Below are 25,204 nucleotides of genomic sequence, written 5' to 3'. Positions count from 1 at the left end.
CCGGCCCCGCGGCGCGGCCAGGCCCCGCGGCGTCAGGCGCTGTCGGCGCGGCGCTCGTCGGCCTCGCGTGCCGCGGCCCGTGCCTTGTCCGCGTCACCGCGGCCCCGGCTCGGGTCGTCGTCCCCGCCGGGGTCCCCGCCCGACGCCTCGCCCGGGTCGTGCAGCATGTGCGACTGCACCAGCTCGTGGCGCTGCACGTACGTGTTGGCCACCGCCTGGATGGTCGCCGCGATCGGCAGCGCCAGGAACGCACCCAGTGCCCCGAACACCGCGCCGAACGCCAGCACCACGACGAACGACACCGCCGGGTTCATCTCCAGGGCACGCGCCGACACCTTGGGCGCCAGCCACAGGTTCTCGACCTGCTGGTACGCGAGGATGAACGCCAGCACGCCCAGCGCCTGGGGCACGCCCTGCGACGTCAGCGCGACGGCGACCGGCAGCGCACCGCCGATGTACGTGCCGATGGTGGGCACGAACTGCGAGACGACGCCCGTGAACAGCGCCAGCGGGAGCGAGTACGGGGTGCCCAGGATGGCGAGGAACGCGAACGTCGCGACCGTCGCGATCGCCGCCAGGACGATGCGCGTGTTGATGAAGTCCGAGACCTTGACCTGGGTGACCTCCCAGAGCCGCAGCACCTCCTGCTGGCGGTTCGGGGTGAGCCAGCGGCAGACCGACGCGCGGAACCGCGGTCCGGCAGCCAGCAGGTAGTACGTCACCAGCAGGATCGTCAGCGTCGCGAAGACGCCGCCGAGGATGGTCGAGCCGACCACCAGGGCACCCGACGCGACCTCGGCCCCCCACTCCTCGGCGCCCTGGCGCAGCAGCTCGGCGACGTCCGGCACCTCGATGTCGAACCGGTCCTGCACCAGCTCCTGCGTGGACGTGTACAGGTCCGGGACGTTGCCGACGAGCTGGACGAGCTGCTGCACGAACAGGTTGCCGAACAGCGCGGACACCACGAGCACCACGACGAGGCTGCCGAGCAGCGCGAACGCCGCGGCCCCGCCCCGCTTCCACCCGTGGCGCACCAGCCACACGACGATCGGCTCGAGGGCGAGCGCGACGAAGAACGCGATGAGCAGGTTCACCAGCAGGCTCTGCAGGGCGCCGATCGCGTCCCACGCGAAGATGCCGACGAAGACCGCGACGACCGCCATCGCCAGGCCCTTGCCCCACCAGCGGGGCGGGCGACGCGCGTCGTGCTGCAGCGGGCGCGTGCCCTCGTCACCCGGGGAGTCGGGTGCCCCGAGCAGGGGTGCACCGGCGGCGGGCGGCGCGCCGCTCGCGGGCGCGTCGGGGGCCGGGGCGTCGGTACCCGGGGAGTACGGCGACGCGGGCGTGCTGTCGGTGGTCACGGGTGGTCCTCCGCGGGGCGTGGCGTCGGGGGGCGACGGGCGGGCTGCTGACCTGCTGCTGGATGCCGCGCGAGGTGCCGGCGGTGCCGGCGCCGCGCGTGCGGGGCCCACCCTAGGGCGGGACGCGGCCGCTAGGGTCCGAACATGCCCTCCGGCGCCCCGGCCCCCACCCCGCCCGTGGTCGTCCGCGACGCGACACCTGCCGACGGCGCCGCCTGCGCGGCGGTCTACGCGCCGTACGTGCGTGACACCGTCGTGTCGTTCGAGGACCGCCCGCCGACGCCCGACGAGATGGCGGGGCGTATCGCGGCCGCGCTGGTGTCGCACGCGTGGCTGGTCGCCGTGCTGCCACCCGGCACCGCGGACGCGGGACGGGTGGTCGGGTACGCCTACGCGGTCCCGTTCGCGGCGCGCCCGGCCTACCGGTGGGCGTGCGAGACGAGCGTGTACCTGGAACCCGGCCGGCGGCGCACGGGTGCGGGGCGGGCGCTGTACTCCGCACTCCTCGAGCGGCTGACGGGCCTGGGTCACCGGCAGGCGGTCGCGGGGTACACCGAGCCGAACCCCGCCAGCGCGGCCCTGCACGCGGCGCTCGGCTTCGAGCCCGTCGGCACGTTCCGCGGCATCGGGTTCAAGCACGGCGCGTGGCGGGACGTCACGCGGGTGCAGCGCACGCTCGGCGCGGGCGCGACCACACCGCCGGCGTGAGGGGCGACCTCGGCCTGCGGCGCACGTGCTCGCCGTCGCGGGGTGAGCCCGACGCCCGTCACGCCTCCGCCGGACGGCCCGGCAGGTCGGCGCCGGGCCGTCCGGTCGGGGGACGTCGGGGGTATGAGGTGTCGCCGGGCCGGGTCGCCCACGTAGCGTCGTGACCATGGTCAGCACCGGTCTCCGACGCACCTTCGACGACGCGGTCACCGCGGCGGCACAGGAGGTGGGTGACGGCGGCGAGGACGTCGGCGTCGTCGCGCGGGTGACACGGGTCGCCCCCGGCGCGCTGCCGGGCTCCGGGCCCGTGGACGTCCTGCTCGACGCCGCGGCAGGACTCGCGGACCGCCGGCACGGGGTCGCGCTGACGCCCCGCCACCGGTTCGCCGTCGCGAGCGGCAGCAAGGGGTTCACCGCGGCGGCCGTGCTCGCGCTCGTCGCGGACGGCACGCTGGACCTGAGCACCACGGCCCGGTCCCTGCTGGGCGACGACCTGCCGCTCGTCGACGACGCCGTCACGGTCGAGCACCTGCTGAGCCACCGGTCCGGGATCGGCGACTACCTCGACGACGACGCCGACGTCAGCGAGTACCTCATGCCCGTCCCGGTGCACGCCCTGGTCGACGCCGAGGACTACCTGCCGATCCTCGACGGCCACCCGCAGGCCTTCGCCCCGGGCACCGCGTTCGCCTACTGCAACGGCGGGTTCGTGGTGCTGGCGGCCCTGGCGCAGCGGGCGTCGGGCGTGCCGTTCCACGACCTGGTGCGCACGCGCGTCCTGGAGCCCGCGGGCATGGCGTCCACCGGCTACCTGCGCTCCGACGCCCTGCCGGGCGACGCCGCGGTGGGGTACGTGCAGGTCGACGGGCAGTGGCGCAGCAACGTCCACCACCTGCCGGTCGTCGGCGGCGGGGACGGCGGGGCGTACACGACGACGCTCGACATGGAGCGGTTCTGGGGTGCGCTGCTGGGCGGGCGGATCCTCCCGGACGAGCTGGTCGAGCGCATGCGCCGGGTGCCGGCGGACGGCGCGACCGCCGCCGAGGCCGCGGACGGGACCGCCCACGACGACGACGAGGAGGAGCGCTACGGCCTGGGCCTGTGGCTGCCCGGCACGGCGGACGCGGTGGCGCTCGAGGGCCAGGACACGGGCGTGTCGTTCTTCTCGACGCACGACCCGGCCACGGGCCTGACGGTGACGGTCGCCGGGACGACGGCGGACGCGGCGTGGCCGGTGGCGCAGGCGCTGCGCGACGCGGTACCGGACGCGGTGGCCTGAGCGCCGGCTGCGCGCACCCTCAGGCCGACCCCTCGCGTCGCCGCTCGTCCGCCGCGGTGACCCGCCGCTCGCGCCGACCGCGCACGAGCTCCGTCCCCAGCGCGTCGAGCGGCTGCGCGAACGGGTCGAGGAACCCGGTCAGCCAGTCCTCGACGACCGTCAGCGCCTGCGGCTCGACCCGGTAGAGCCGCCGCGACCCCGCGGCGCGCACCGTCACGACGCCGGCCTCGCGCAGCACCCGCAGGTGCTGGGACGTCGCGGGCTGGGAGATGCCGAACTCGTCCGCGGCGGCCGCGACGAGCTCGCCGGCCGCCCGCTCGGCGCGACCGAGGTGCTCGAGCAGCCGCCGGCGCACGGGCTCCGCGAGTGCGGCGAGGACGACGTCGACCGGTGCCACGGGCGGCCGTCCGGGGGTCGCCGACGCGGCACCGGCACGCCCGGCACCCGCCCGCACGGCCCGCGTCCGCGCGCCACCGTCTCCCGCGGTGCCCGTCGCCGTCATGCTCATGTCCCGCTCACACCCGTGCCCGCACCTCCCACGTCCGGCTCGCTCATGCCTCGGGCGCGGTCGTGCCCGTGTAGAACCCGAACGTCCGCCGCCCGGCGGCCTCGGCCGACGCAGCCTCGCGTCCGTCCGCGGCGTCCGCCCGGGCCCACCCGCTGGCCGCGTGGTCGATGAACGCCTGCCCGTCGGGCGTCATGGGCCACTGCTCGCCGTCCTCCTGCGCGACCGCCGCGCCGGTGGCGAGGTGGACCGCGAGCCCCCACAGGGCGAGGTCCCACCCGACGCCGACGGCCCCGGGGCCGAACTGCTCCCAGAACGCCGGGTCGACGTGGGACTCGTGCAGCAGCGTGAGCTCGGTGCCGCCGTCGGCCGGGGCCAGCAGCACCTCGACCCAGCTGACCTGGTCGCCCATCTCCCACGTGAGCCCGAGCCGCTCGGGCGCCCGGCACTCCTCGACGACGCCGCCGGCGTTGCCCACCACCTGGTAGCGGCCGCCCTCGCGCAGGTCGCCCGTGACGGGCGCGAACCAGCGCGGCAGCCGCTCGGGGTCGGTGAGCGCGTCCCAGACGTCGTCGACGGCGGCCCGGTACGTCCGTCGCGCGACCGCGATCTTCGTGGGCGCGCCGTCCCGCTCGCCGCCGCGCAGCTCACGCGTGACGAGCCCGGCCTGCTCCAGTGCGTCGATGCCGATCATGGTTCCTCCAGAGCGCGGTGAATAAGTCGTGGCTTATACGCTACCGCCGGGGTCCGGCGGCGTCCACCCCTCGGCCCGGACCCCTCGACGCGCCCGGCAGGACCCGGCACGCCGGGCTGGTGCCCCGGTCGCCGCCGGGGTCGCCGCCGGCTCGGTGACGCTCGCCTTCCGACGCCGGCGACGACCGGACGTGCGGGTCGGCGTACGTGGCACGCACCGCTCGCCGCTGACCCTGCGGTGCTCGCGGTGCCCGCGATACTCGTCCCACCCGACGAGAGGCCTCACCCCATGACCGTCCTGCGCTCGATCCTGCTGTTCGTCGCGGCCGCGGGCCTGGAGATCAGCGGTGCGTGGCTGGTCTGGCAGGGCATCCGTGAGCACCGCGGATGGGTCTGGGTCGGGTTCGGCGTGATCGCGCTCGGCCTGTACGGCGCGGTGGCGACGCTGCAGCCGGACGCGAGCTTCGGGCGGATCCTGGCTGCGTACGGCGGGGTGTTCGTGGCCGGGTCGCTGCTGTGGGGCGTGGTCGTCGACGGGTTCCGGCCGGACCGGTGGGACGTGACGGGCGCCCTCGTGTGCCTCGTCGGCGTCGCTCTCATCATGTACGGGCCGCGCACCGCGTGACCCTGCCGGCCGCCGACGCCCGGCGCCCCACCTGGGACGTCACGGGGTGTGCGGCGTCCGCCGCCACGTTGTGCGACCGCGCGACGCCCACGACACTGTCCGGCAGACGGCCGGCCCCCGCCGGTCACGGGCGGCGGAGGCGGCATGACGCGAACCAGGGCGAAGCGGGTCGGGATCCTCACGGCAGGAGGCGACAGCCCTGGGCTGAACGCGGCGATCCGCGGGTTCGGCAAGACCGCGATCGCGCACTACGGCATGGAGCTGTTCGGGTTCCGTGACGGGGTGACGGGCCTGGTCGAGAACCGGTACGTCGAGCTCGACGGCAAGGCCCTGTCCGGGATCCTGACGGTGGGCGGCACGATCCTGGGCACCAGCCGGGACAAGGTGCACCGGTACCTGGTCGACGGCGAGCCGCAGGACATGGTGCCCACCGTCGCCGAGAACTACCGCGAGCTGGGCCTGGACGCCCTGATCATGCTGGGCGGCGGCGGGACCGCGAAGAACGCGATGCGCCTGGTCGAGGCCGGGCTCAACGTCATCCACCTGCCCAAGACGATCGACAACGACATCGCCGAGACCGACACGACGTTCGGGTTCGCGACGGCCACGGAGATCGCGACCGACGCCGTGGACCGGGTGCACTCCACGGCGCACAGCCACCACCGGATCATCCTCACCGAGATCATGGGCCACCGGGCGGGGTGGCTGACGCTGGCCGCCGGGGTCGCGGGCGGTGCGGACATCATCCTCATCCCCGAGATCCCGTACACGATCGAGTCGGTCGCCCAGACGATCCGGCGGCGCACCGCCCACGGCTCGTCGTTCTCCGTGGTCGCCGTCGCCGAGGGCGCGCGGGACGTCGAGGACACCGCGGACTACGACGCGGCGCAGCTGCTCGTGAAGTCCGCGAAGACGCCGGAGGCGCGACGCGCTGCCAAGAAGCACCTGGCCAACGTCGAGGACGCGCAGCGGGAGCACACGTTCAAGCTGGCGCGTGAGCTCGAGGCCGCCACGGGGCTCGAGACCCGCGTGACGATCCTGGGGTACGTGCAGCGCGGCGGGACGCCGTGCGCGGCGGACCGCCTGCTCGCGACACGCCTGGGCGCGGCGGCGGCGGACCTCGTCGAGCGCGGCGACTTCGGTGTGATGGTCGCCGCGCGCGGTGACGACGCCGTCCCGGTGCCGCTGGCCGACGTGGCCGGCAAGGTCAAGCTCGTCCCGCCGGACCACGCGTGGGTGCGCGCCGCACGTCAGGTGGGCACCGGGCTGGGCGACTGAGCCCCCCCGCACCCCTGGCGGTGCGGGGGCGCGCGGGCCAAGGTGGACGGAGGGGTCCGTGCCGCACGGGCCGCGGCGAGGGGGCCGACATGTGCCGATGGCTGGCGTACTCGGGTGCACCGGTGACGCTCGACGACCTGCTGTACAAACCCGCCAACTCCCTGGTCCTGCAGAGCAGGCACAGCCACCTCGGTGTGGAGCCGACCAACGGCGACGGGTTCGGCGTCGCCTGGTACGACGGCCACGCGCCGGAGCCCGGCCTGTTCCGCAGCACCGAGCCCGCGTGGAACGACCGGAACCTGCGCGAGCTCGCGCGCCACATCCGCTCCGGCACGGTCTTCGCGCACGTGCGGGCGACCACCGGCACCGCGGTGCAGCAGACCAACTGCCACCCGTTCCGGCACGACCGGTGGGTGTTCATGCACAACGGCTCGCTGGACCGGTTCCCCACCTACAAGCGTGACCTGCAGCTCCTGGTGGACCCGGAGCTCTTCCCCACCATCGAGGGCACGACCGACTCCGAGACGGTGTTCCACCTGGCCCTCACCGCCGGGCTCGCCGACGACCCGCCGGCGGCGATGGCCGCCGCCGTCGGCCAGGTCGAGGAGGCGGGGCGGCGCCACGGCGTCGACTTCCCGTTCCAGGGCACGCTCGCCGCGACGGACGGCCGTCGCATGTGGGCGGTCCGGTACTCCTCCGAGGGCCGCTCGCGCTCGCTGTTCCGCAACGCCGACGTCTCGGTGCTGCGGCAGCACTACCCCGACAACCCCGCGCTGCAGAACCTGTCCGACGACGCCCGGATCATCGTGTCCGAGCCGCTGGGCGAGCTGCGTGGTGCGTGGCGTGAGGTGCCGGAGGCGACGTGCCTGGTCGTGGACGGGGCCGACGAGGAGGTCCGCCCGTTCGTCCCGACGGCGCCCGCCGCCTGACGTCGCCCGGCGCCGGTCACGCCGGGTCGGGTGCCTCCTGCTCCGCGTCCGGCTCCCAGCGCAGCAGGTCCCCCGGCTGGCACTCCAGCACCTCGCACAGCGCGGCGAGCGTCGTGAAGCGCACGGCCTTCGCGCGCCCGTTCTTCAGCACGGCGAGGTTGGCGGGGGTGATCCCGACGCGCTCGGCGAGGGTCCCGACGGACATCTTGCGGCGCGCGAGCATGACGTCGACGTCCACGACGATCGGCATCAGATCACCTCGTCGAGCTCGTCGCGCAGGCGCCGGGCCTCGGTGTCGCGCTCGACGGCCTGCGCGAGCAGCAGCCGCAGCAGCAGGACGATCAGCGCGATGCCGCCGAGGACGAGTGCCGCGCCGCCGACCAGCAGCACCATCCCCGGGGCGACCGCCTCCCCCGGTGCCAGCACGACCGCCAGCGCGAACGCCAGGACCGCCGCCGCCGCGATGGCGCCGATGATGACGTCCACCCAGCGGAACGCGGCGGGCGTGAAGACCTCCTCGCGGCGGACCATCGTCAGCAGACGCCACACGCACACCCCGCAGACCTGCAGCGTGACCAGACCGAGCACGAAGATCACGACGAACGGCACCCGGACGGACGGCGGGGCGCCGGCCTCGACGAGGTCGGTCCACAGCAGCGGCGCCATGACGCACTGGACGAACAGGGTCCCCGCGAGCGCGAGCGCGATGACGACGCGCAGGGCTCCGACGGTCAGGTTGCGCATGACGGGCTCCTCGATCGGACGTCCTGGGATCGGATGCGGTGAAATCTATCGAGAAACGATCGATTCCTCAAGGAAGTCGATCGAGGAGTCACCCTGACGCCCCCAGCGCACCACGTCAGACCCGCACGACGACCTTCCCCCGCACGTGCCCCTCGGCGACCAGGTCGTGCGCCGCCGCCGCGTCCGCGAGGTCGAGCACCTGCGCCACGTCGACCTTCACGGCACCGTCGTCGACCAGCCGTGCCAGCGCGTCGAGGTCCGTGGTGCTGGGCCGGACCCACACGTAGTGACCGCCCAGCTCGTCGCGCGCGGCGGCGTCGACGATCGAGGCGACCGTGCCGCCGTCGGCCAGGACGGCGCGGGTCGTGGGCACGAGGTCGTCGGAGCCGTAGTCGAGGACGACGTCGACACCCTGGGGCGCCAGGGCGCGCACCCGGTCGGCGAGCCCGTCGCCGTACTCCACGGGGTCGGCGCCCAGGCCGCGCAGGTGATCGTGGTTGCGCGCCGACGCGGTCCCGATCACCCGGGCCCCGCGCGCCCGCAGGATCTGCACCGCGAACTGCCCGACTCCGCCGGCCGCCGCGTGCACCAGCACGGTCTGCCCCTCGCGCACCCCGACGCGCTCGATCGTCTGGTACGCCGTCAGGCCGGCGAGCGGCACCGCCGCGGCCTCCTCGAAGCTCAGGGACGCGGGCTTGCGGGCGAGGGTCCGCACGGGTGCGGCGACCAGCTCGGCGAACGTGCCGCCGTGCAGCCAGTCCTTGCGCACGTAGCCGTAGACCTCGTCACCCGCGGCCAGCTCCGGGGTGTCCAGGCCGGGGCGCTCGACGACCCCCGCGACGTCCCACCCCGGGACCGCGGGGAACTGGGTGTCGATGATCTGGTCGAGGTACCCGGCGCGGACCTTCCAGTCCACGGGGTTCACGGACGCCGCCCGCACGCGCACGAGCACGCTGTCGGGGCCGACCTTCGGCTCGGGCTGCTCGGTGAGCCGCAGGACGTCGCTGCCGCCGAAGCGGTCGTAGGTGATGGCACGCATACCGGTCGCAACCGCCGTGGGGGGCGGGTCTGTTCCTCCCGGGCACCGTCCCGGCCGGTGCCCGCGGCCGTCAGCGCGTGAGCAGCCCGCGCACCGCCGCCCGGACGGCTGCCTCGTCCGCGCCGCCCTCGATGAGCGCGCCGGCCCGCTGCACCATCGCGTTGACGAGCTCCGCGACGACCCCGGGTTCGGCGACGCCCGCGTCCCGCAGGGCCGCGAGCAGGGGCTCGACGTGCTGCCCGTGCATCTCCTGCACCCAGGGGTCGGAGAACGCCCGGGGGCTGAAGGCCGCCAGCGCGCTGATGACGGCGTGCTCCCCGTCCGCGACGAGCGTGAGGTTGGCCTCGGCGTAGGCGACGATCCGGGCACCCGGGTCGTCGTGCGCGCCCGTCGCCGCCTCGATGGCGGCCTTCCAGCGCGGCAGCGCCTCCACGACGACCGCCCGGAACAGCTCCTCCCGGGACGGGAAGTAGTGGTAGATGCTCGACCGTGCGAGCCCCGCCTTCGCGGCGATCGCCGCGAAGGTGGGCTCGACGTCGGGTGCGTCCGCGAGCAGCTCGCGGGTCGCGTCGAGGATCGCGCGCCGCTGGGCCTCCCGATGCTCGGGCACCGATGGGGCGGTGATGCGGGGCACGTCTCCTCCTGGTTCCTCAGACGGCGCGCAGGCGGCCGTCGACCATCTCGAGCACGCGGTCGCAGTGCTCCAGCACGTCGTGGTCGTGCGTGACCATCACCGTAGCGACCCCGAACTCGTGCGTCTGACGCGCGAGCAGCTCGACGATCTCGTGGCTGCGGCGCCGGTCGAGGGCCGCGGTGGGCTCGTCGACCAGCAGCACGGACGGGGAGGCGACCAGTGCCCGGGCGATGCCCACGCGCTGCCGCTCGCCGCCCGACAGCCGCCCGGGGCGGCGCTTGGCGTGCTCGGCCATCCCGACGGACTCCAGCAGCTTCTGCGGCGGGGTGGCCGCGCGGCGACCGGTGATCTTCTCGACCAGGCGGAGCTGGTCGATCGCGGTCAGCGCGGGCACCAGGTTGCCCGACTGGAACACGAACCCGACGTGGTCACGGCGGTACCGGGCCAGCGCGGCCTTCGACATGCTCGTCAGGTCGGCACCGCCGACGACGACCGAGCCGGACGTCGGCGTCGTCAGACCGCCGGCGACGGCAAGCAGGCTCGACTTGCCGGCGCCGGACGGGCCGACGACGGCCACGATCTCCCCGGGGGTGACCGTCAGGTCCACGTGGTCGAGGGCGTTGACCTGGGTGTCGCCGTCCCCGAAGGTCAGGACGACGTCGCTCAGCGCGAGGCCCGTGCGGGTGGTGGTGGTGGTGGTCATCGGTTCTCTCCCAGCGCGGTCAGCGGGTCGACTCGGGCGATGCGGACGGTCGCGACGGCGGCACCGAACAGGCCCAGTCCGAGCAGCAGGAGCGCACCGGTCGCGATGGGCCCGCTCTCCAGCTCGAACGGCATGCCGGTGCCGACGAGCAGCGAACCGAGCCCGAGGCCGACGGCCAGACCGGCGCCGACGGACACGACGAGCAGGATCGCGGCCTGCGCCAGACCGTCGCCCAGCAGGAAGCGCGTCGAGGCCCCCATGGCGCGCATGACGGCGAGCTCGCGGGTGCGCTGCACGGTCCACAGCGTGAAGAACGCGCCGACGACGAGAGCCGAGATGGCGTACAGGAACGCCTGGATGAGCTGCATCGTCATGATCTCGGCGGTGTAGCCCGGCGACGAGTCGTAGGCCTCCTCGATGGTGCGAGCCGAGGTGCCCGCGTCCGCGTCCCCCGCGGCCAGGTCGGGCAGGGCGCCGTCGACGCCGCGCAGCGCGACGACGCTCGCCGCGTCGTACGCCTCCGCGCTGGCCTGCTGGCCGGGCACGGTCGCCGAGTGGATCTCCTGCCAGGTGCGCAGGTGCAGGTAGCCGATGTCGACGTGGCCGAAGGTGCGCTGGTCGGTCGTGAAGCCCACGACCTCGAGCTCGGTGCCGACGCGGTCGATCGTCAGGACGTCACCGAGCTCCACGCCCTCGTCCTGGGCAGAGACGGACAGGACGACCTGGCCCTCGGCGGCCAGGGGGCTGCCGTCGCCGACCTGCGGCTCGACGAACCCGCCGGGCTCGACGCCGAAGAGGGTGAGGTCGACGGGCGTGCCGTCCTCGTTCTTCGCGTTGACGATGGCGGTGCCGAGCAGCTCGGCGTCGGCGACGTCGTCGCGTGCGGCCCAGGCGTCGCGCTCGGCGGTCGTGACGACGCTGCGGGTGAAGGCGGAGTCGGTCTTGGTGCCGTCCTCGAACGCGACCGCGCCCATGGGGCTGCGCATGAGCCCCGAGACGCCGTCGACCACGAGGCCGGACGACAGACCGGACAGCAGGACCATGAGGACGCTGATGAGGGCGACGACAGCGCCCATCAGTCCGAATCGGGTACGCGCGAACGCGAGCTCGCGCAGAGCGAGGAACACGGGATCAGACCTCTCGCCGGGGACGCACGTCTTGTTGACGCGCTGTCGACATCTTATCGACGCCCTGTCGAAAAGAGGCCCCCGCCCGGTGAGAGATGGGCCACTGCGGCGCCTCAGGGGGCCCGGAGGTCCGCGAGCAGCCCGGTCGCGATGCCGACCATCACCACGGCGATCACGGCGTCCAGGAGGCGCCACGCCGCCGGGCGGGCGAACACCGGGCGCAGCAGGCGCGCCCCGTACCCCAGGGCCGTGAACCACAGCACGCTGCCGACGCCGGCGCCCGCGGCGAACCACCAGCGCGCGTCGCCGTGGCCGGCGGCCACCGACCCCAGCAGCACCACCGTGTCGAGGTACACGTGGGGGTTCAGCCAGGTCAGGGCCAGGGTCGTCAGCGCCGCGGCGGCCGCGGTCCCGGCGGTGCGGTCCGGCGCGCCGTCCACGACCAGCGCGTCGTCCCCGCGCACGGCCCGGCGCGCGGCCATCGCCGCGTAGGTGAGGAGCACCGCGGCGCCGAGCACGACGGTCACCACGGTCACCGGACGGCTGGCGGCGACGACGGTCCCGACGCCCGCCGCCCCGACCACGATGAGCAGCAGGTCGGAGACGGCGCAGATCGCCACCACGAGCCCCACGTGCTCGCGGCGCAGGCCGGAGCGCAGCACGTGCGCGTTCTGCGCGCCGATGGCGACGATGAGCGCGAGCCCGAACCCGAGCCCGGCCAGGGCGGACGTCCACATGACGACGACGCTACGAGCCCGCTTGCCATCAGACCAGCGAATGTTCTGCATGCACCGTTAGCGTGGCTGCATGACCGACTGGGACCTGGGCCAGCTGCGGGCACTGGCCGCGGCCGCCGACCTCGGCACCTTCGACGCCGCGGCACGCGCGCTGCACGTCACCCCCTCCGCCGTGAGCCAGCGCATCAAGGCGCTCGAGCAGACGGCCGGCGCCGTCCTGCTGCGCCGCGAGCGGCCCGTGCGCCCGACCGTCGCGGGCGAGCCGCTCGTCCGGCTGGCCCGCCAGCTCGACGCCCTCACCGACCAGGCCACCCGGCACCTCACGGACGACACGTCCGCACCGCGCGTCACGCTCGCCGTCAACGGCGACTCGCTGACGACCTGGGTGCTGCCCGCGCTCGCGCCGCTCGCGGACCGGGTCGCGCTGCGCATCGAGCGCGAGGACCAGGACCGCACCGCCGACCTGCTGCGCGACGGCACGGTCATGGGCGCGGTGACGTCGCAGGGCACCCCCGTGCAGGGGTGCACGGTGGAACCGCTGGGCGTCATGCGGTACCGGCCCGTCGCGGCGCCCGCGTTCGCCGCGCGGTGGTTCGACGGGCCGTGGGAGCCGGGGGCGGCGCCGTCGCCCGACGCGGTGCGGCCCGCCTCCCTCGCCGCCGCGCCGGTCGTCGTGTTCGACGCCGCCGACCGCCTGCAGGACCGCTGGCTGCGACGTCGGCGGGTGGACCCGGCCCGGCCCCCGCGGCACCTCGTGCCCGCGTCGGCGGACTTCGCCACAGCCGTGCGCCTCGGGATCGGCTGGGGCATGCTGCCCGACCAGCAGGCCGACGACGACGTCCGCGCGGGGCGCCTGGTCCGGCTGTCCGACGACGTGGTCGACGTCCCGCTGCTCTGGCAGCAGTGGTCGCTGCGCACCGACGCCCTGGACGCCGTCGCGCACGCCCTGCGCGGGGCCGCGGCGGCCGGCCTGCTGCCACCACCCTGACCCGGCCGCCGCCGCCGTCCGCCCGCCGGCGGCCCCGCTCAGCGGGTGTGGAACGGCCGACCCGCCAGCAGCACCCCGCCCGGGTCGTACCGGCGCGACACCTCGGCCAGCCGCGCGCGCGTGACCGCCGGGTACACGCGCTCGGCCCATGCCGAGCCGTGGCCGGACGTGAAGTTCGGCAGCCCGCCCGGACGCGTCCACGGGCCGAGCCCGTCGGCGATGCGCCGGGCGTCGTCGGCGACGGCCCGCGCGGCGGCGGGCGTCGCGACGCCGACCGTGAAGACGGACCACGTCGCCGCCCGCGACGGCACGGCGTCCGGGACGGCCGGCTGCCGCGAGGCGGCCCCGCCCAGGTGCCGCACCTCCACGACGTTCTGCACGCACGACGACGCGGGACCCACGAGCTCCAGCAGGCGCTCGACCGCCTCCGGCCCCAGGTCCTCCAGCAGCAGGTGGGAGTCGTGCACGGGCATCGCACCGTCGGGATCGGCGTGGATCGAGCCGATCGCGGTGCTCGGCATGACGTCCACGGTGTCGAGGAGCGGTGCCGCGACCCGCCGCAGCGGCGCGAGGACGGCCGCACCCTCGTCCGCGTCGCCCGTCCACGCGAAGCGGACCGTGACGGTGGTGCGCCCGGCGAGCGCCTCCGGCACCCCCGGCAGCGCGGGCAGGCGCATGACACCGAGCGACGTGGTCGCCTGCGGGGGCAGGGTGGGTGCCCACCAGGCCCACGCCTGCACCGTGCCCTCGACGTCGGCCGACCACAGCGACCCGCCGTAGAGGGTGGGCTGGTCCACCAGGTCGAGGTCGACCGCGACCACCACACCCAGGGCCCCGCGCCCGCCGCGCAGCCCCCAGAACAGGTCGGGCTCGTCCGTGGGCGTCGCGCGGCGCAGCACCCCGTCACCGGTCACGACGTCGAAGGCGCGCACCCGGTCGGACGACACCCCCAGCGTGCGGGCCAGCGGGCCGTGGCCACCCCCGGTCAGGTACCCGACGGCCCCGACCGACGGCGCCGAGCCGCACACCGGCGTCAGGCCGTAGGGGGCGGCGGCGGCCACCACCCGCGACCACCGCAGCCCCGCACCCACGTGCGCCGTGCCCCGCGCCGGCAGCACGGTGAGGTGGTCGAACTCGGCGGTCGACACGAGCAGGGCGCCGTCGAGCGGTGCCGAGGCGCCGTGGCCCGTGCCCTGCACCGCGACGGGGACCCCGTGCTCGCCCGCCAGGCGCACGACGTCCGCGACCTCCTGCGGGCTGCGGGGCGCGGCGACCAGCGCCGGACGCTGCGGCACCGTCAGGTTGGTGGTCGTCGACAGCGCGGCGTGCTCCGCGGTGCCCGGCGCGTGGGCGGGGACCCGACCGGCCAGGGCCGCGGCCAGCGCCGCGACGGCCGCGTCCGCCCGTGCGTCGGTGCGCGGGGGTCGGTCCATGCGAGCGCCTCCTCGGCCGTCGGGCCCTCGGCGCCGGGCGCACGAGGGTCACGGCGGCAGGAGCGCGACGCCGCGCGGGTGATACGCCCCGAACGGGTGACGGCCCGTCGGCCGGGCGGTGCCCGGCGGTGCCCGGCGAACGCCGTCGTGCTGGTCCTGGCGTTCGCGGCGGGCGCTCGCCGCGGGGATCGTGCGGTTCACCGAGTCCCTGCCGTCCTGACCCCTCCCGGATGTCGGAGGGTGCACCTAGCCTGAATCCGACAGATCGGGCACGGCGGAGGGACGACGGCCATGGCGCACGGCGACATCACCCACATCGACATCCCCGTCAGCGACACGCAGGCGGCGTCACGGTTCTACGGCACCGTGTTCGGCTGGGACATCCAGGAGATCCCCGGGTTCGAGGGCTACCCCATGTGGTCGGCCCCGAACAAGGTCAGCGGCGGCGGCCTGGCACCGCGCGGCGAGGGTTTCACCGCACCCCGCAGCTACGTGGAGGTCGACTCGATCGACGCCGCCCTCGCCCAGGCGACCGCGCTGGGCGGCGAGGTGCTCCGGTCGCGCACGCCCATCGACGAGACGAGCTGGTGGGCGTCGTTCCGCGACCCCGACGGCAACGAGATCGGGCTGTTCGAGGGCCGGACGGGCGGCGGGGACTGAGCCGTCGCCGCCCCGCACGCCTCCGCGCTCGCCCCGTCACGCCTCCGCGCTCGCCCCGTCACGCCTCCGCGCTCGCCCCGTCACGCCTCCGCGCGCAGCGGCAGGACGAGCCGGGTGACGTTGGCCGCGGGGTCACCACCCGGGGACGGGTCGGTGACGTACTCCTCCCAGAAGTCGCCGCGCCCGTCCACGCCGAGGGCGGCACGCTCCTGCTCGAGGCGGTCCCAGGCCGCGGGGAGCTGGTCGTACGGTCCGGTGTGCGTCGCCTCCAGCGACGCACCGCCGGGCAGCTCCATGACCTCGACCCCGTCGGACACCGGCCCGAGGGGCGCGCCCTCGACCGGGAACCCGCCGGTCACGTCCACGGTGTCTGCCGGCATGCCGCGGTACCAGGCCAGCGCCGGGCCGCTGAGCGTCCAGCCCTGGCCTCGCACGACGTCGCCCACCGTGGAGTACGTGCGGTCGAAGTACGCGACCAGCTCCGCGGCGGGCACCGTCGCCCGCACGGCGGCGATGCGGACGGTGGGCCTGTCGATCGGGGTCGTTCCCATGGTTCCTCCTCGGCACGTGTCGCCCGCGCGCTCGGCTGGGCTGCGGTCGGAGGGACCGACCCGGGTGAGCCGGCGAACTCATCGGGTCGGGGGTTTCCGGCTGGCGCTCCACGGTCCGGTCCGTACGGTGGGGGCGTGACGCTCGTCGACCCCGTCCGACGCTGGCGCGCCCGCTCCGGCGAGGCGCTGTTCCTGCGTGTCGCCGGGCCGCACGGGCCGCGCAGCCGCGAGCGGATCCACCACCGTCCCGGCCCGCGCTGGTTCGGGCCGGACGCCGCCATCCGCGTCGTGCACGGGGACGCGTCGATGTTCGTCGGCGGGCTGCGCTCGCTGCTCCTGCAGTCCCTGCACCCGGCGGCGATGGCGGGCGTCGCGAGCCACTCCGACTTCCGGCAGGACCCGTGGGGCCGCCTGGCCGGGACCAGCACGTTCCTGGCGACCACCGTCTTCGGCACGGCGGACGACGCCCAGGCGGCGATCGACGCGATCCGCACCATCCACGACCGGGTGCGCGGCGTGACCCCGGACGGCATCGCGTACGCGGCGTCCGACCCGGACCTGCTGCGCTGGGTGCACGTGACCGAGATCGAGAGCTTCCTCGACGCGCACACCCGCTACGGGCAGCACCCCCTGACCCCCGAGCGCGCCGACGAGTACGCCGCGCAGGCCGCGCGGATCGGCCGCGCGCTGGGTGCCGCGGACGTGCCGGAGACCGCGGACGGCCTGCGCGAGGCCATCGAGGGCTACCGCCCGGTGCTCCGCGCGACCCCGGCGGCCCTGGACGCGGCGCAGTTCCTGCTGCGGGAGCCGCCGGTGCCCCGCACGCTGCGCCCGGGGTACACGGCGCTGGGCGCGGCCGCCGTCGAGTCCCTGCCGGACTGGGCGCGCGCCGAGCTCGGCCTGCCGGACCGCGGCCGGGTCGCCCGTGCGGCGGCCCGGGCCTCCGGGCACGTGGCGACCCGGTCCATCAGGTGGCTGCTGGCGGGCCAGCCCGAGGGCTGACGGCCCGGGCACTCGCCGCGCGGTCCGTCGACGCCGGCCCTAGCGTGGCCGCACACCGTCGTCCCGTGGGAAGCGTGCCGCCATGACCCCTCCCCGCCATCGTGTCCTCGTCGTCGGGGGCGGCAACGCGGGCATCTCGCTCGCCGCGAAGCTGCTGCGCGGCGGGTGCCCGGACGTGGCCCTCGTCGAGCCGTCTCCCACGCACCACTACCAGCCGCTGCTGTCGTACGTCGCCGGGGGTGCCGCGACGATCGACGACCTGACGCGCGCGCAGGCCGACGTCGTGCCGGCGGGGGTGCGCTGGTACCAGGACAGCGTGACGGCCGTCGACCCGGACGCCTCGGTGGTGCACCTGGCCGGCGGCGGCGAGCTCGCGTACGGGGACCTCGTGCTGTGCCCGGGGTCGCAGGTCGACTGGGACGCGGTCCCCGGCCTGCGCGAGGCGTGCGCGACGCTGCACGCCTCGACCAGCTACCTGCCGGAGCACGCCCCCGAGGCGTGGGACATGCTCTCGACGCTCACGTCGGGACGCGCCGTCTTCGTCGTGTCCGACCGCCACGTGCCGTGCTCACCCGTCGGCCTCAAGCCGCTGTTCCTGGCGGCGGACCACTGGCGCAGCACCGGGGTGCTCGGCGACGTCGCGATCGACCTCGTCGTCGAGGGGTCGCGGCTGGCGGGCACCGCGCGCGCCGACCAGGAGCTGCGCGCCGCCGCCGACGACTACGGTGTGCGGCTGCGCACGGGCACCGTCGTGGAGCGGGTCGACCCCGCGGCGCGCACGCTGCAGCTGCGATCGGCGGACGGCACGGCCACGCTCCGCTACGGTGCGCTGTTCGTCGCCCCGCCGCACCGGGCACCGGGGTGGGTCGCGGCGAGCGGGCTGGACGCCGAGGGCACCGACGGGTTCGTCGACGTGGACCCGCTGACCCTGCAGCACCGCACGCACCCGCGCGTGTGGGCGCTGGGGGACGTCGCGACGGTCGACACGTCACCGTCCGGCGGTGCGCTGCGCAAGCAGGTGCCGGTGGTGGCGCACAACATCCCCGCGCACCTGGTGGGTGCGCCGCTGCGGCACTACGACGGGTACACGGTGGCGCCCGTGACGACGTCGCGCCACCAGCTGCTGCTGGCCGAGCACGACCGTGAGGGCCACGCCGAGCCGACGATCCCGTTCCCCGACCTGGTGCGGCCGCGCCGGTCGCTGTACCTGTTCGACCGGTACGTGGAGCCGCAGGTGTACTGGCACCGGCTGCTGCGGGGCAAGGTCTCCTGAGCGGGTGACCCGCGGCGTCCGGTGGTAGGCAGGACACCTGACGTCCGCACCACCAGGGGGCCGCCATGCGCACGTCCACGATCGCCCGTCCGCTCGTCGTCGCCGCCGCGTCGCTGGCGCTCGCCGCCGGGGCGCTGCCCGCGGCCGCAGCGCCGCCGGGTGCCGGCTCGACGTCCGAGGGCACCGCGGTGGACGGCGCCCAGGTCGGTGGCGACGAGGTCGACGGCGCCCAGGTCGACGGCCGAGGGCGCCCCGGGAAGCCGGGACCGGGCAAGCCCGGCCCGCACCGTCCGCCCGCCAAGGTCCCGGTCGCCGTCGGCAGCGGCGGTGCCGTCGCCACGGTGGACCCCGACGCGACCCGCGTGGGCCTCGACGTGCTGCGCCGCGGCGGCAACGCGGTCGACGCCGCGGTGGCCGCCGCGGCGACGCTGGGCGTGACCGAGCCGTACTCGGCCGGGATCGGCGGCGGCGGGTTCCTCGTCGTCCACGACGCCGCGACGGGCACGGTCCAGACGATCGACGGCCGCGAGACCGCCCCGGCCGCCATGGGTCCCGACGCGTTCGTCGAGAACGGGACCGCGATCCCGTTCGACCAGGCCGTCACGTCGGGCCTGTCCGTCGGGGTGCCGGGGACGCCGGCGACGTGGCAGGCGGCGCTCGACACGTGGGGCACGATCAGCCTGCGCGACGCGCTGGCCGGTGCCACCCGCGTCGCGGAGAAGGGGTTCGTCGTCGACCAGACGTTCGTCGACCAGACCACGGCGAACGCCGACCGGTTCGCCGACTTCCCGTCGACCGCCGCGCTGTACCTGCCGGGCGGCGCGCCGCCGCGTGTCGGGTCGGTGCTGCGCAACCCCGACCTGGCGGCCACGTACCGGCTGCTGGCGCGCGACGGCGTCGACGCGCTGTACACCGGGCCGCTGGCGCAGGAGATCGTCGACACGGTGCAGCAGCCGCCGGTCACCCCGGGCAGCACGCGCGTCGTGCGGCCCGGGCTGCTGGAGACGTCCGACCTCGCCGCGTACGACGTCGTGCCGCGCGACCCGACCCACGTGACGTACCGCGGGCTCGACGTGTACGGCATGGCACCGCCGTCGTCCGGCGGGTCCACCGTGGGTGAGGCGCTGAACATCCTCGAGACCGTGGACCTCGGCGCCCTCGACGACACCCAGGCGCTGCACCGGTACATCGAGGCGTCGTCCCTCGCGTTCGCCGACCGCAACCGGTACGTGGGCGACCCCGCGTTCGTCGACGTCCCGCTCGACGCGCTGCTGTCCGACGGGTTCGCCGCCGAGCGGGCCTGCCTGATCGACCCGACGGCCGCGCTGCCCAAGCCGGTCGCCCCGGGCGTCCCGGACGGGACGTACGACGGCTGCGGTGACGGCACCGACCCGGGCGTCGAGTCGCCGGAGGGGACGTCGACCACCCACCTGACCACGGCCGACCGCTGGGGCAACGTCGTCGCGTACACCCTGACCATCGAGTCCACCGGCGGCAACGGGATCGTCGTACCCGGGCGCGGGTTCCTGCTGAACAACGAGCTGACGGACTTCAGCTTCACGGACACGCAGGACGGGTCGGACCCGAACCTGCCCGGCCCGGGCAAGCGCCCGCGGTCGTCCATGGCGCCGACGATCGTCCTCCGGGACGGCCGACCGTTCCTCGCCCTCGGCTCCCCCGGCGGCGCGACGATCATCACCACGGTGCTGCAGACGCTGGTCAACCGGATCGACCTGGGCATGCCGCTCGACCAGGCCGTGGCCGCGCCGCGCGCCACACCGCGCAACGCGTCACCCGTGCAGGCGGAGCCGGCGTTCCCGCGCCCCGGTCTGGAGGCGCTGGGGCACACGTTCACCGACGTCCCGGAGATCGGCGCGGCCACCGCGATCGAGGTCCTCGACCGCGGCAGGCTGCTGTCGGTCGCGGAGCCGGTGCGCCGCGGGGGCGGCAGCGCGGGGGTGGTGCGACCGCGGGGGTGATCCCGCGGGCCGCCCGTCGGACCGGGAGGTGTGACGAGGTGCCGCACTCGGCGCGCCACGGCTCACACGTTCCGGACCCGGGCTGGGACCTTCTGACCACCGACCGCCACGTCGGACGGCCCACGGTGGGGGGATGTTCCGCACGTCCGCCGCCCTGCGACCCCGCACCGCCCGCCACGACGCCGCGTCCGGCACGCTGACGGTCCGCCTCACGTCCGTCTCGGGGAGCAGCTGGGCCGACTACGAGTACCGCGACGTCCCCGTGGACGTCGCGACCCGGGTCACGACCGCGGGTGTCCGGCTGCGCGCGGCCCTGCTGGAGCACGTCGTGGACCGCTACGCCGTGCGCCGCTGCGGGACTCCCCGGTGGGTCGAGCCGGTGGACATCGGGCGCGGCTGACGCCGACCCTCGTCCGGGTGCACGGACGCCGGTGGGCGGGGTCCGGGCGTCCGTCGTCCCGGCCCCGCCCGACGGCGACGTCAGCGCACCCGCACCTGCGAACCGGCCTCGCTCCTCGTCGCCAGGGTGACCCACGCGCTGGTCCCGCCGTACGAGACCAGCCACCGCCCGTCGCTCCGCGCGTGGAAGACGTCGTCCTTGCCGTCCCCGTCGAAGTCGGCGAGCTGCAGCTGCTGCGTCGTCACACCGGTCACGCCGGTCCGCAGGACCTTCCACCCGGCCCTGCCGCCGGACGACATCCGCCACGTGCCGTCGCCCGAGGCCCAGAAGATGTCGGCCTTGCCGTCACCGTCGAGGTCGCCGAGCTTCACACCCGGGCCCGAGGCGCTGCCGCCCGTGCCGTAGACCTGCCAGGCGCTCGTGCCGTTGTGCGACACGAGGTACCGGCCGTCGTGGACGAGGAAGACGTCGTCCGCGCCGTCGCCGTTCATGTCCGCCAGCTGGAAGCTCTCGGTGCCGAAGGCGCCCGCGTTGTTGACGACCTTCCAGGCCCGGCGGCCCTCGTACGACACCCGCCAGTTCCCGTCGGCGCTGTTCGACCAGAAGATGTCGCCCTTGCCGTCACCGTCGAGGTCGCCGATCTTGACGTTGCCCCTCGGGGATGAGTCGCCGCCGTACCGCTCCCAGCCCGTGACACCGCTGTGGGAGACGAGGAAGCGCCCGTCCGGGTGCGTGAGCACGACGTCGTCCTTGCCGTCGCCGTCCATGTCGGCGAAGTGGAACCAGCTCATGTCGGTGACGCCCGCGTTGCCGATCGTGGCCCACGGGGCCGCGCCGCCGAACGAGGTGCGCCAGTAGGCCGACGGGTCGATCCAGAACGCGTCGGCGGTGCCGCTGCCGTCGAGGTCGATACCGGCGGCGTTCCTCGCGGCGGGGCGCGGCGGCGCCGGGTCGAACGACGTGGGCTCGGTGTACGGGTTGCCGCACGCCGTGCGGACCTTGAGTGTCGACAGCACGTCCGTGTAGGTCAGGACTCGACCGACGGCACCACGCCAGGGACGAGTCACCGAGCCTGCGGCCAGCCCGCCCCCGACGCGGAACGCCCCGCCGCTGCTCCAGCTGGTCGCCGTCTGTCCGTCGGCCGTGACCGGTGCCGTACTGGCCAACGGGTTCGCGCTGATCGAGCAGACGTGCAGGGCGAGCGCCCCGGTCGCGCTGCGCGACCCGATGAGCTGCACCCACTCCCCCTTCTCGACCTCCTGTGACGACCGGACGACGACCTGGTCCCCTCCGGCGGCGTCGGCGTCCGGCACGGTGAACGCCCAGCAGCTGCCCGAGGTGGTCGGGCAGTCCGCGTCGACGCGGTGCCCCAGCTCGAACCCGCTCACGACCGTGCCGTCCTGGCTGACGGCGGTCCGGGACGCCGAGGTGTCGTCGAGCCGGACGTGCGCCACGACGGTGTAGGCGCCGTCGCTCTGCAGCACGGGCCCCGCGGTCGCCGCGCGGGCGGTGTCCGCGCCGAACAGCGCTGCGCGGTCACCGGCGAGCTTGCCCGTGACGATGCCGGGACCGTCGACGCCCAGCTGCACGTTCGACAGCGTCAGCGGTCGCGGAGCGCCCGGTGCGGCGTCTGCGGCCGTCGTGCCGCTCGTCTCGTCGAGCCGCCACATGTCACCGGCGGGCGCGAACTGCACGGTGAACCGGTACAGGCGCTCGGGGCCCGTGTTGCCGGCGCGGTCGACCGCCTTCACGCGCAGGGTCTGGCTCCCGACGGTGGAAGGGGTGAACGTCGCGACCGCGGCGTCGGCGGGCGCGGACCTGTCCAGCGCGCTCGAGTTGAAGGAGTACCGGTAGGACGTCACGTCCGCGGAGCCCGGCGTCGAGAACCGGAAGAGGCCCGGCTGGCCGATGCCGCCCGCCCACGCGTCCTCCGCGTAGACCGCCGCCTGGCCGGCGATCGCCGCGACCTGCGGCCCCGGCGGCGGGGTGAGGTCGACCGTGAACTCGCACGCGACGGTGGCGCTCGCGGCACCCGAGGGGTCGACACCCAGCACGAGCCACCGATACTGGCCGCCGTCCTGCAGCTTGCCGGACGGTATCTGGAGCGCGTGCTCAGCCCCGGATCCCTGCGCGGGCAGCGCGCCCGGGTCCCAGACGACGACGTTGGTGTTCACCGCGCTGACGACCGCGAAGTCCGCTGCGGCGTTCCCCCCGTCGGGGTCGCTGATCACAGCGCGCAGAGTGGGCGTCGTCGAGCGGATCGCGGGACGGCTCCCGCCGACGACGCAGCCGGCGTCGGGAGCCGTGACGCGCACGTTCGACGGCCGCGCCGGGGGGCGGTTGTACGTGACGGAGAACGACGCGTCCCAGGCGTAGCGCTTCCACGAGGCCATCGCCCCCTCGTCGGCGGCCATGCCGAACGACGCGACACCGGTGTTCGCGGCGGCCACGTCACGGGCCTGCTGGGTCGCGTCGAACTCGATACGACGCGGCTCCTTGCCCGCACCGCAGCCGGACCGGTGCGTGATGGTCTGCGTCTGCAGCGCCTTCCAGTACCCGCCACCGGGGTAGACCGTGCCCGCGTCGAAGTCCGCGACCGCGTGCAACGTCACGGGCATCGGGGTGCAGGAGTACGAGTGGGTCCCCGTGACGGCGAACACAGCGCTCTGGACGTCGGACGGCTCGAGGTTGCCCACGCCCTGCAGACCGGCGAACTGCCACAGGATGCGCGCCCTGTACGTCGCGTCGCAGTCGGCGATGACCCGTACGTCGCACACCCCGACACCCTCGTCTCCGGTGAAGTTGTACCGGTTGCCGAACGACGTGCGCAGCCCCATCCGCTGGTTCAACGACCCCGAGACGCCCGGGTCGATGAAGACCGGCCACCGGGTCGTGGGATCCGTGAGCAGGTCTGCGTCGGGGGTGACCACGACGGCGTCCTCGCCGACCTCCGCCTGCATCGCCACGACGTCCGCCCCGTCCGCCGGCGCCACCGCAGGATCCACGCTGTCAGGCGCCACACCCCCGACCAGGTCGGGCCCTTGCAGCCACGGCGAGGTGGCCGACGAGGCAGGACCGGCGTCCCACATCGTCGGCACCGGGCTGGTGAAGACGGGCTCCCCGGAGTCGTCGGCCGCGACGAAGCCGCCGTCGGCCGCCTCCAGCTCGATCCCCTCGGACGTCTCGACGTCGAACGTCAGCTCCGCCAGCGCGGGGTGCGCGGCTGCCTCCGGGGACTCCACGCGCAGGACCTCGGAGAACCCGGTCGCGTCCTCGTTGACCGTGACCACCAGGTCCACACCCGGAAGCACCTGCGCGTAGGTCACCTGCGACCCCTCCACGCCCGGGACCGGCAGGTCGAACGGCGCGTCGAACACCACCTCGTGCCCGTCGCGCTCGATCCGCGCCAACGGCGCACCGTCCGACCCGTCGGAGAACGTCATCGGGGTCACCGCCGAGGCGACCACCAGACCCCCGTCACCCTCGACGACGGACGGATCGACCGGAGCCCACTCCCCCGACACGTCCGTGCGCACCGCCGCGATCGACGTGTCCACCCGCATCGACCCGTCCGGCAACGCGAAGGTGGTCGCCCACTCGCTCCGCGCGTCCAGGACCTCGACCTCACGGTCGCACGCCACTGCGGCCACCGCCGCCGCCGCGGCGTCCGGGGCACGCTCGACGCAGTCGACCGGCAACAGAGTCGGCGATGACGGCGCCATCCCCGGTTCGGTCATCTCGGCTGCGGCACTGGCGGGGATGCCACACGACAGAACCAGGACAACACCGAGGGGAGCGACCCACAAGCCCGTCCTCGATCGATCACTCTGCGTCACGCCGGTCACATCCTTTGGTGTATGCCAGACCGCTCGATCAAGCTCTTCATAGAAAACACATCTCACGCTCGCCGCGAGACGCTCTTCGAGACATATCTCACCTGCGCTGGGCTCCGCGACGCCTGCGGGCGTGACATCGCCCGTGCAGCCATCATTCGAGATTTCTGAGCGCTCTTTCGGCGGCCTTCCGCACCCAACTCCGTGAGTCCGACGACATGCGCTCCAAGCCCGACCTGGCACGCGGCACCTTGAATTTTGTGAGCGCCTTCACAGCATGGCCGTTAACGTCGGCGTCGTCAAGGAGTTCAATGAGGATGTCGGGAGCCTCGGGACGCTTGGACCGCGCCATTCCAAGGACGACCATCTCGCGGCTCCGCCCGTACGAATCATCCTTGACGATGTCTGCCAACTGATCGAAGTAGCGGTCGTCCCACACGACTTCCAGCGCGTTTCCTATAGTCCATCGCAAGCCCAGTTCGCGCGGATCATCTACGTCTCGAAAAAGTCTGATGAGGGGCTCCGTCGCGGCCGGACGCGCCCACGGGACAGTGAGGGCCCGTACGATCTCCTCGGTCCGCTTCCCGTCTTCCAGAGCCGCACTGAGCGATTCGACAAGAATCGGAACAGCCTTCGTGTACTTGACACCAGAACGCCGCAGCTCTGCCAACGACTGGACGTCGTACCCCGCATCCCGGACCTTCTCCAAAAGTGCATCCATCT

Annotated in this window: 25 protein-coding genes; 11 read left to right on the top strand and 14 right to left on the bottom strand. The window is 74.7% G+C overall.

The window, feature by feature from the left end; all coding sequences use genetic code 11:
• Positions 1-32: 32 nt before the first annotated feature.
• Entirely contained in the window at positions 33-1,361 is a 1,329-nt protein-coding gene (locus BMZ16_RS00570; RefSeq protein WP_089797519.1) for an AI-2E family transporter, read from the bottom strand.
• A gap of 144 nt (positions 1,362-1,505) precedes the next feature.
• Here BMZ16_RS00570 and BMZ16_RS00565 point away from each other — a divergent pair, with 144 nt between their 5' ends.
• Both BMZ16_RS00565 and BMZ16_RS00560 read left to right on the top strand, forming a co-directional pair.
• On the top strand, positions 1,506-2,069 hold the full coding sequence (locus BMZ16_RS00565; RefSeq protein WP_089797517.1) for a GNAT family N-acetyltransferase: 564 nt from the start codon (positions 1,506-1,508) through the stop codon (positions 2,067-2,069).
• 166 nt (positions 2,070-2,235) lie between these two features.
• On the top strand, positions 2,236-3,348 hold the full coding sequence (locus BMZ16_RS00560) for a serine hydrolase domain-containing protein (protein ID WP_089798626.1): 1,113 nt from the start codon (positions 2,236-2,238) through the stop codon (positions 3,346-3,348).
• 19 nt (positions 3,349-3,367) lie between these two features.
• Here BMZ16_RS00560 and BMZ16_RS00555 read toward each other — a convergent pair whose 3' ends face one another.
• Together BMZ16_RS00555 and BMZ16_RS00550 are read right to left on the bottom strand one after the other, a co-directional pair.
• Complete coding sequence (locus BMZ16_RS00555; RefSeq protein ID WP_255366272.1) at positions 3,368-3,856, bottom strand: ArsR/SmtB family transcription factor; 489 nt, start codon at positions 3,854-3,856, stop codon at positions 3,368-3,370.
• 43 nt (positions 3,857-3,899) lie between these two features.
• Complete coding sequence (locus BMZ16_RS00550) at positions 3,900-4,547, bottom strand: SRPBCC family protein (protein ID WP_089797515.1); 648 nt, start codon at positions 4,545-4,547, stop codon at positions 3,900-3,902.
• 288 nt (positions 4,548-4,835) lie between these two features.
• On the opposite strand from BMZ16_RS00550, the gene BMZ16_RS00545 reads away from it, so the two are divergent.
• The 3 genes from BMZ16_RS00545 (at position 4,836) to BMZ16_RS00535 (ending at position 7,378) form a co-directional block, all read left to right on the top strand.
• Positions 4,836-5,171 (top strand): YnfA family protein, encoded by a 336-nt coding sequence (locus BMZ16_RS00545; RefSeq protein WP_089797513.1) that lies wholly within the window; start codon positions 4,836-4,838, stop codon positions 5,169-5,171.
• A 144-nt stretch (positions 5,172-5,315) separates the two neighbouring features.
• On the top strand, positions 5,316-6,449 hold the full coding sequence (locus BMZ16_RS00540; protein WP_089797511.1) for an ATP-dependent 6-phosphofructokinase: 1,134 nt from the start codon (positions 5,316-5,318) through the stop codon (positions 6,447-6,449).
• An 89-nt stretch (positions 6,450-6,538) separates the two neighbouring features.
• Positions 6,539-7,378 carry a class II glutamine amidotransferase gene (locus BMZ16_RS00535; RefSeq protein WP_089797508.1) on the top strand — a complete coding sequence of 280 codons (840 nt, stop codon included), beginning with the start codon at positions 6,539-6,541 and terminating at the stop codon, positions 7,376-7,378.
• Between the two features lie 16 nt (positions 7,379-7,394).
• On the opposite strand, the gene BMZ16_RS00530 is transcribed toward BMZ16_RS00535, so the two are convergent.
• From BMZ16_RS00530 to BMZ16_RS00500, 7 genes are all read right to left on the bottom strand, one after another.
• On the bottom strand, positions 7,395-7,628 hold the full coding sequence (locus BMZ16_RS00530) for a helix-turn-helix domain-containing protein (protein ID WP_089797506.1): 234 nt from the start codon (positions 7,626-7,628) through the stop codon (positions 7,395-7,397).
• Positions 7,628-8,122, bottom strand: a complete 495-nt coding sequence (locus BMZ16_RS00525; protein WP_089797504.1) for a DUF2975 domain-containing protein — start codon at positions 8,120-8,122, stop codon at positions 7,628-7,630. The genes BMZ16_RS00530 and BMZ16_RS00525 overlap by 1 nt, the downstream gene beginning before the upstream one ends.
• A 115-nt stretch (positions 8,123-8,237) precedes the next feature.
• Positions 8,238-9,161 carry an NADP-dependent oxidoreductase gene (locus tag BMZ16_RS00520; protein ID WP_089797502.1) on the bottom strand — a complete coding sequence of 308 codons (924 nt, stop codon included), beginning with the start codon at positions 9,159-9,161 and terminating at the stop codon, positions 8,238-8,240.
• Between the two features lie 70 nt (positions 9,162-9,231).
• Positions 9,232-9,795, bottom strand: a complete 564-nt coding sequence (locus tag BMZ16_RS00515; RefSeq protein WP_089797500.1) for a TetR/AcrR family transcriptional regulator — start codon at positions 9,793-9,795, stop codon at positions 9,232-9,234.
• A 16-nt stretch (positions 9,796-9,811) separates the two neighbouring features.
• The gene (locus tag BMZ16_RS00510; RefSeq protein ID WP_089797499.1) at positions 9,812-10,498 is read right to left on the bottom strand and encodes an ABC transporter ATP-binding protein; all 687 of its coding nucleotides are present in this window, start codon (positions 10,496-10,498) and stop codon (positions 9,812-9,814) included.
• Positions 10,495-11,625: an ABC transporter permease gene (locus BMZ16_RS00505; RefSeq protein WP_177199541.1), complete on the bottom strand. Its 1,131-nt coding sequence runs from the start codon at positions 11,623-11,625 to the stop codon at positions 10,495-10,497. The genes BMZ16_RS00510 and BMZ16_RS00505 overlap by 4 nt, the downstream gene beginning before the upstream one ends.
• Before the next feature lie 113 nt (positions 11,626-11,738).
• Positions 11,739-12,362, bottom strand: coding sequence for a LysE/ArgO family amino acid transporter (locus BMZ16_RS00500; protein WP_089797496.1), 624 nt, complete (start codon positions 12,360-12,362; stop codon positions 11,739-11,741).
• Positions 12,363-12,432: 70 nt separating this feature from the next.
• Here BMZ16_RS00500 and BMZ16_RS00495 point away from each other — a divergent pair, with 70 nt between their 5' ends.
• Positions 12,433-13,350, top strand: coding sequence for a LysR family transcriptional regulator ArgP (locus BMZ16_RS00495; protein WP_089797494.1), 918 nt, complete (start codon positions 12,433-12,435; stop codon positions 13,348-13,350).
• A gap of 38 nt (positions 13,351-13,388) precedes the next feature.
• Here BMZ16_RS00495 and BMZ16_RS00490 read toward each other — a convergent pair whose 3' ends face one another.
• Entirely contained in the window at positions 13,389-14,783 is a 1,395-nt protein-coding gene (locus tag BMZ16_RS00490) for an FAD-binding oxidoreductase (RefSeq protein WP_089797489.1), read from the bottom strand.
• 291 nt (positions 14,784-15,074) lie between these two features.
• On the opposite strand from BMZ16_RS00490, the gene BMZ16_RS00485 reads away from it, so the two are divergent.
• A complete protein-coding gene (locus BMZ16_RS00485; protein ID WP_089797487.1) occupies positions 15,075-15,443 on the top strand; it encodes a VOC family protein in 369 nt (122 codons plus the stop codon).
• An 80-nt stretch (positions 15,444-15,523) separates the two neighbouring features.
• On the opposite strand, the gene BMZ16_RS00480 is transcribed toward BMZ16_RS00485, so the two are convergent.
• The gene (locus BMZ16_RS00480; protein ID WP_089797485.1) at positions 15,524-15,994 is read right to left on the bottom strand and encodes a GyrI-like domain-containing protein; all 471 of its coding nucleotides are present in this window, start codon (positions 15,992-15,994) and stop codon (positions 15,524-15,526) included.
• A 135-nt stretch (positions 15,995-16,129) separates the two neighbouring features.
• Here BMZ16_RS00480 and BMZ16_RS00475 point away from each other — a divergent pair, with 135 nt between their 5' ends.
• From BMZ16_RS00475 to BMZ16_RS00460, 4 genes are all read left to right on the top strand, one after another.
• A complete protein-coding gene (locus BMZ16_RS00475; protein WP_089797484.1) occupies positions 16,130-16,996 on the top strand; it encodes an oxygenase MpaB family protein in 867 nt (288 codons plus the stop codon).
• Between the two features lie 82 nt (positions 16,997-17,078).
• Positions 17,079-18,269 carry an NAD(P)/FAD-dependent oxidoreductase gene (locus tag BMZ16_RS00470; protein WP_089797481.1) on the top strand — a complete coding sequence of 397 codons (1,191 nt, stop codon included), beginning with the start codon at positions 17,079-17,081 and terminating at the stop codon, positions 18,267-18,269.
• A 65-nt stretch (positions 18,270-18,334) separates the two neighbouring features.
• Positions 18,335-20,248 (top strand): gamma-glutamyltransferase, encoded by a 1,914-nt coding sequence (gene ggt, locus BMZ16_RS00465; protein WP_089797480.1) that lies wholly within the window; start codon positions 18,335-18,337, stop codon positions 20,246-20,248.
• 133 nt (positions 20,249-20,381) lie between these two features.
• Positions 20,382-20,648 carry a hypothetical protein gene (locus BMZ16_RS00460; protein WP_089797478.1) on the top strand — a complete coding sequence of 89 codons (267 nt, stop codon included), beginning with the start codon at positions 20,382-20,384 and terminating at the stop codon, positions 20,646-20,648.
• A gap of 80 nt (positions 20,649-20,728) precedes the next feature.
• On the opposite strand, the gene BMZ16_RS00455 is transcribed toward BMZ16_RS00460, so the two are convergent.
• Complete coding sequence (locus BMZ16_RS00455) at positions 20,729-24,346, bottom strand: FG-GAP repeat domain-containing protein (protein ID WP_089797476.1); 3,618 nt, start codon at positions 24,344-24,346, stop codon at positions 20,729-20,731.
• Positions 24,347-24,635: 289 nt separating this feature from the next.
• The gene (locus tag BMZ16_RS00450) at positions 24,636-25,202 is read right to left on the bottom strand and encodes a HEAT repeat domain-containing protein (RefSeq protein ID WP_143082692.1); all 567 of its coding nucleotides are present in this window, start codon (positions 25,200-25,202) and stop codon (positions 24,636-24,638) included.
• Positions 25,203-25,204: the final 2 nt, after the last annotated feature.

The sequence above is a fragment of the Cellulomonas sp. KH9 genome (assembly GCF_900114185.1).
Taxonomy (GTDB): domain Bacteria; phylum Actinomycetota; class Actinomycetes; order Actinomycetales; family Cellulomonadaceae; genus Cellulomonas.
The sequence above is the reverse complement of the archived record's forward strand: the minus strand, read 5'-3'. Positions and strand labels throughout refer to the sequence as shown.

Bases quoted from the DNA above. Each gene is read 5' to 3' on its own strand.
- BMZ16_RS00535 (WP_089797508.1), top strand. From the start codon at position 6,539: ATGTGCCGATGGCTGGCGTACTCGGGTGCACCGGTGACGCTCGACGAC.
- BMZ16_RS00500 (WP_089797496.1), bottom strand. From the start codon at position 12,362: ATGTGGACGTCCGCCCTGGCCGGGCTCGGGTTCGGGCTCGCGCTCATC.
- BMZ16_RS00470 (WP_089797481.1), top strand. From the start codon at position 17,079: ATGACCCCTCCCCGCCATCGTGTCCTCGTCGTCGGGGGCGGCAACGCG.
- BMZ16_RS00480 (WP_089797485.1), bottom strand. From the start codon at position 15,994: ATGGGAACGACCCCGATCGACAGGCCCACCGTCCGCATCGCCGCCGTG.
- BMZ16_RS00545 (WP_089797513.1), top strand. From the start codon at position 4,836: ATGACCGTCCTGCGCTCGATCCTGCTGTTCGTCGCGGCCGCGGGCCTG.
- BMZ16_RS00525 (WP_089797504.1), bottom strand. From the start codon at position 8,122: ATGCGCAACCTGACCGTCGGAGCCCTGCGCGTCGTCATCGCGCTCGCG.
- BMZ16_RS00565 (WP_089797517.1), top strand. From the start codon at position 1,506: ATGCCCTCCGGCGCCCCGGCCCCCACCCCGCCCGTGGTCGTCCGCGAC.
- ggt (WP_089797480.1), top strand. From the start codon at position 18,335: ATGCGCACGTCCACGATCGCCCGTCCGCTCGTCGTCGCCGCCGCGTCG.
- BMZ16_RS00460 (WP_089797478.1), top strand. From the start codon at position 20,382: ATGTTCCGCACGTCCGCCGCCCTGCGACCCCGCACCGCCCGCCACGAC.
- BMZ16_RS00495 (WP_089797494.1), top strand. From the start codon at position 12,433: ATGACCGACTGGGACCTGGGCCAGCTGCGGGCACTGGCCGCGGCCGCC.
- BMZ16_RS00530 (WP_089797506.1), bottom strand. From the start codon at position 7,628: ATGCCGATCGTCGTGGACGTCGACGTCATGCTCGCGCGCCGCAAGATG.
- BMZ16_RS00520 (WP_089797502.1), bottom strand. From the start codon at position 9,161: ATGCGTGCCATCACCTACGACCGCTTCGGCGGCAGCGACGTCCTGCGG.
- BMZ16_RS00550 (WP_089797515.1), bottom strand. From the start codon at position 4,547: ATGATCGGCATCGACGCACTGGAGCAGGCCGGGCTCGTCACGCGTGAG.
- BMZ16_RS00560 (WP_089798626.1), top strand. From the start codon at position 2,236: ATGGTCAGCACCGGTCTCCGACGCACCTTCGACGACGCGGTCACCGCG.
- BMZ16_RS00510 (WP_089797499.1), bottom strand. From the start codon at position 10,498: ATGACCACCACCACCACCACCCGCACGGGCCTCGCGCTGAGCGACGTC.
- BMZ16_RS00485 (WP_089797487.1), top strand. From the start codon at position 15,075: ATGGCGCACGGCGACATCACCCACATCGACATCCCCGTCAGCGACACG.
- BMZ16_RS00540 (WP_089797511.1), top strand. From the start codon at position 5,316: ATGACGCGAACCAGGGCGAAGCGGGTCGGGATCCTCACGGCAGGAGGC.
- BMZ16_RS00555 (WP_255366272.1), bottom strand. From the start codon at position 3,856: ATGAGCATGACGGCGACGGGCACCGCGGGAGACGGTGGCGCGCGGACG.
- BMZ16_RS00450 (WP_143082692.1), bottom strand. From the start codon at position 25,202: ATGGATGCACTTTTGGAGAAGGTCCGGGATGCGGGGTACGACGTCCAG.
- BMZ16_RS00490 (WP_089797489.1), bottom strand. From the start codon at position 14,783: ATGGACCGACCCCCGCGCACCGACGCACGGGCGGACGCGGCCGTCGCG.